The following is a 4,237-nucleotide window of genomic DNA, read 5'->3' on the forward strand; positions in this document are numbered from 1 at the left end:
GCATTCACGCAGAAGGACTCAAACCAATAAGCCGCCTAGCAGGACACAACTATGCAAAATTAGGAGAACAATTTGAACTGGTTAGGCCAGTTTAAAAGCGGAAGCGGCTCGTTCAGAATGAGAGAGGGATGGAGCTTCTGACGTAGAGGCGCTTTTTGCCTCATAGGAAGACGCGAAGCCACCGACCATTCTAGCCGCTGGAGCTGGATAAATATCTAAAAGCGGAAGCGGCTCGCTCAGAATGAGAGGGGGATGGAGCTTCTGACGTAGAGGCGCTTTTTGCCTCATAGGAAGACGCGAAGCCACCGACCATTCTAGCCGCTGGAGCTGGATAAATATCTAAAAGCGGAAGCGGCTCGCTCAGAATGAGAGGGGGATGGAGCTTCTGACGTAGAGGCGCTTTTTGCCTCATAGGAAGACGCGAAGCCACCGACCATTCTAGCCGCTGGAGCTGGATAAATATCTAAAAGCAAGGCGGCTCGATTCCTGCCATCACTCAAACATAAAAATCCCCTGCTAAAAAGCAGGGGATTTTTATCATTGTAATTCTTCCTTCTTTTCCTCTAAAGTAGGCAGTTTTTCTTTTTTCGGTTTCCCTAGCTTAATTACGAAGAAGTATAGGGAAAGCAGTGTAATAAGAAAAACAATTAAAAACGGGTACGGAGAGTAAAAAGCACGCGCCGCCTCAGTCTTTCCCGCAACAAATTTCAATGACTCAATATCTAAAAACTCAGCAAACATTTGTACACCGAGCATACTAAACCAAAAAACAAAAAAACTAATAATAATACCAAAAACTTGCTTCAATCTTGTCATTCATCTCATCCTTTCTATATGTGTAATTTTTTAGCGCAATCAATATAGTACAAACAAAACTATGCACAGAAAGGAGCTATCTTACTATTCGCGAATTAACTTAATCCAACCTAAAATTGCAATTTGCAAAATAATACCCCAAATTATAAGCCTTCTTAGCCATCGAAGAAAGAAGGTTAAAAACTTAACATACCATCCCAATAGCTTGTTCATAATTCCCTCCTACATAAAATTATATAGGAAAAAGGATATATAATCCAAATCCAACTAGAATGATGCCACCTACTATCTCGCCATATGTACCGAGCATATCTTTCGCATGTCTACCAATTAATAAACCAATCCACGCTAACAACATGCTAACAAATCCAAAAAGTAATATCGTAATGATTGTTTGTGCCCCATAAATACCAAGACTAAGCCCTACTGAGAAACTATCTATACTAACGCCAAATGCAAATACGAATAAGCTAATTCCAATAGGGACAGTTCTAGTCTCTCCATTTTGTAAAATGGTCGAATATACGATATAAAAACCTAGTCCGATTAATAAAATAGCACCCGCAAAATGTGCAATATCTCCATACTTCTCTGATAAAAAACGACCTAGTACCATCCCTATAAATGGCATAATAATATGAAATATCCCTATCGTCATACCAATATACAGGATTTGTCTTAACTTTAGGGGCATCATCCCCATACCAAGACTCACCGAGAACGCATCCATCCCTAAGGCGAATGCCATAATTATTAAAGGTATTAGCTGTTCAAACGTCATTCATGCCCCTCCTTGGACGTGCTACTTCACAATATGCTTATCCAAGGAGAAATATTCTGTTTGCTAACCTTACCTTATCATTCAATAATAATATGATGTCCTGCCGCTTTTGTTAAACGATTCATAATAGCATTTCCTATTCCTTCATTAGGGAACGACTCACTAAAAATAACATCCACTTCACTTGCATCAAATGTTCTAAGTACATCATATAATTTAGTCGCAACGCTAGCTAAGTCACTTCTAACACCACAAGACAATATAACATCTGCGTTATATACATGCTGATACTCTTCCGTCGTTAATACGCCTACTTTAAATCCTTCTTCCTTTTTCTCATCCACAAGTTGCTGAATAAACTCACGCGAGCCCTCAACAATACTAAGTGGTGCTTTCGGCGCATAATGTGTGTATTTCATTCCAGGTGATTTCGGTTTTTCCTTCTCATCCTTTAAAGCTGGATCTAAAGAAACGGTACCTATCACCGCTTCTAATTGTTCTTTCGTAATCCCACCTGGACGTAATATTGTTGGAACCGTGCTTGTACAATCAATTACAGTTGATTCAACGCCTACTCCAGTTGCACCACCATCAACAATACCTGCAATCTTCCCATTCAAATCTTCATATACGTGAGAAGCTAGTGTTGGACTTGGACGCCCTGAACGATTCGCACTTGGTGCCGCAACAGGTACATTCGCCTCTTCAATAAGAGCAAGTGCAACTGGATGATCAGGCATTCTTACCCCAACCGTATTAAGTCCCGCCGTCACCCTCTCTGAAATCCCTTCTTTTCTCGGCAAAATAATTGTTAATGGTCCTGGCCAAAAATGCGCCATTAACTTCTCTGCAACTGGTGGGATTTCTTTCACAATCCCATCTAACTGAGATTTTGTACCTATGTGGACAATGAGTGGATTATCACTCGGTCTTCCTTTCGCTTCGAAAATTTTCGCGATTGCTTCATCATCCATCGCATTTGCACCTAACCCATATACTGTTTCCGTAGGGAAAGCAACCGCCTCATTTTCTCTTAATAATTTTGCTGCTTCTTGTAACTGTGGATAATATTTTTTTCTTTCCACAACATTATCCACAACCCACATATTTGTATGCATTTTTTTCCACGTCCTTTTCTACCCTTAAATACTTGTCTATTTTTAGTTTACTATGAGATTTATCCAAAAGACAAACAAGGTTTATCCACAAAATGTGGATAAACCCAATTAATCCGTGGATAACTTTGTGAATAGCTGACAATTTAGTATTATTGCATTCTGCTCTTTTATATTTTTACAAAAATGTTCTAACTGTTGAATACCCTCTGGAACCTCATCCTTTTCTATAGTAAAAAAGTCAAAGAACTGAAAGATCGGTACAGATTGTGGATGGTTTGTTAGTAAGTACAATTGTTGAACACTTTTTTCTTTCATATACTGCAAAAACATTTCAAAAAAATATAAGAAAGTCTGTTTATCCACATGAGGTGTGAATAAACAAGAACGAATAAGTACATCTTCCCCACTTTGTTCATAACCAATTACAGCTCTTATTTCTTCCGCCTCTTCCAAAATCATAAATTGTGCGTACAACTCATTTATTTTATCATCTTTTTTATTAGCTTGTCCGAAAAAAGAATGTAATCTTTCCACATCTGCTTTCGTAGCAAAATACACTTTCTTCATAATAAATCCCTCCTCATTTTTATATATGAGGAGGGATTTATTAATAGTACTATTTAGAGAATAAAGATGTAAAAGCTTCTACAATAAACAATTTAACTTCTGGCTTTTTTTCTTCCTCTTCTACTTTTACATACTCATTTTGCTTTTCTTGTTTTTTCTCCACAGGTTTCTCCACTTTTTCCACCGTTTTTGTTTCTTCTTTACTTACAGGCTGCTCTTCGACTTTTGTTTCATTTTTTACTACTTTCTTTTCAGAAGCTGTTACTTCTTTTACTACTTCCTGTTTTACAACTTTCGTTTCTTTAACCTTATCCACTTTCTTCTCTTCTGTATTTACTACTTCCTCATCTAGTTGTTTCACCTGCTCCTCTTCAGGAGATTCCGCCTTCACAACGTGCTCTTCTTTTCTTACAGCTGTCCCACTCGAAAAATCTAAGAAACACATTGGTGGAAATAATACACACCACCAGTTCGCCCCTTCACCTTCTCCAATTGTAATCAATACCGCTTCATATTCTCCTGCTGGATAAATAAAATTCCCATATACCTTTGTAGGAAACTTTACATTCTTACTAAATTTCACTTGAAATGATTCTTTACTTCCTTCTCTTTTTAACGTATTTTCCACCGTTTTCTCGATTTCTGGAATATGACTTTGAATTACTTTGCGCGCCTCTTCAAATGAAGTTAAATCCGCTACCCATCCATCAATTTGTGCTTTTACTTCATCACGCACTTTACGCTTTAATGCCTGGTCTTTATCTGAATCACTATTTGCTAAAATTCGTAATCGAACGGCCTCTTTCGGAATAACTGAAGGCCCTTTTGCATCAGCTTTCATATATCTAAACTATTAAATTCAAAATCTATATGAATTTTCCCAAAAAAAATAGAGTAAGGTGTAAACCTTACTCCATCTCTGCAAATACCATACGATCTTTTCTGTTAATATCAA

The 4,237-nt window shown here is 37.7% G+C and carries 5 protein-coding genes and 2 pseudogenes; 1 reads left to right on the plus strand and 6 read right to left on the minus strand.

Features of this window, described 5'->3' with window-relative positions:
• Positions 1–95 (plus strand): annotated as a pseudogene (locus MR160_RS32905) (flavin reductase family protein); the annotation flags it as partial.
• A gap of 442 nt (positions 96–537) precedes the next feature.
• Here the strand turns inward: MR160_RS32905 and MR160_RS32910 are convergent.
• The 6 genes and pseudogenes from MR160_RS32910 to spoIIR all read right to left on the minus strand — a co-directional run.
• The gene (locus tag MR160_RS32910; protein WP_000197471.1) at positions 538–816 is read right to left on the minus strand and encodes a DUF3935 domain-containing protein; all 279 of its coding nucleotides are present in this window, start codon (positions 814–816) and stop codon (positions 538–540) included.
• Positions 817–900: 84 nt separating this feature from the next.
• The gene (locus MR160_RS34925; RefSeq protein ID WP_255805871.1) at positions 901–1,029 is read right to left on the minus strand and encodes a hypothetical protein; all 129 of its coding nucleotides are present in this window, start codon (positions 1,027–1,029) and stop codon (positions 901–903) included.
• Between the two features lie 19 nt (positions 1,030–1,048).
• Positions 1,049–1,597: a manganese efflux pump MntP gene (locus MR160_RS32915; protein WP_000142476.1), complete on the minus strand. Its 549-nt coding sequence runs from the start codon at positions 1,595–1,597 to the stop codon at positions 1,049–1,051.
• A 77-nt stretch (positions 1,598–1,674) separates the two neighbouring features.
• Positions 1,675–2,715 carry an L-threonylcarbamoyladenylate synthase gene (locus MR160_RS32920; RefSeq protein ID WP_000557357.1) on the minus strand — a complete coding sequence of 347 codons (1,041 nt, stop codon included), beginning with the start codon at positions 2,713–2,715 and terminating at the stop codon, positions 1,675–1,677.
• Between the two features lie 108 nt (positions 2,716–2,823).
• Entirely contained in the window at positions 2,824–3,282 is a 459-nt protein-coding gene (locus MR160_RS32925) for a GNAT family N-acetyltransferase (RefSeq protein ID WP_000758437.1), read from the minus strand.
• A gap of 49 nt (positions 3,283–3,331) precedes the next feature.
• Positions 3,332–4,132, minus strand: a pseudogene (gene spoIIR / locus MR160_RS32930) (stage II sporulation protein R); the annotation flags it as partial.
• Positions 4,133–4,237: the final 105 nt, after the last annotated feature.

Origin of the sequence: Bacillus cereus group sp. BfR-BA-01382 (genome assembly GCF_022663475.1) — a bacterium.
GTDB classification, from domain to species: Bacteria; Bacillota; Bacilli; order Bacillales; family Bacillaceae_G; genus Bacillus_A; species Bacillus_A thuringiensis_S.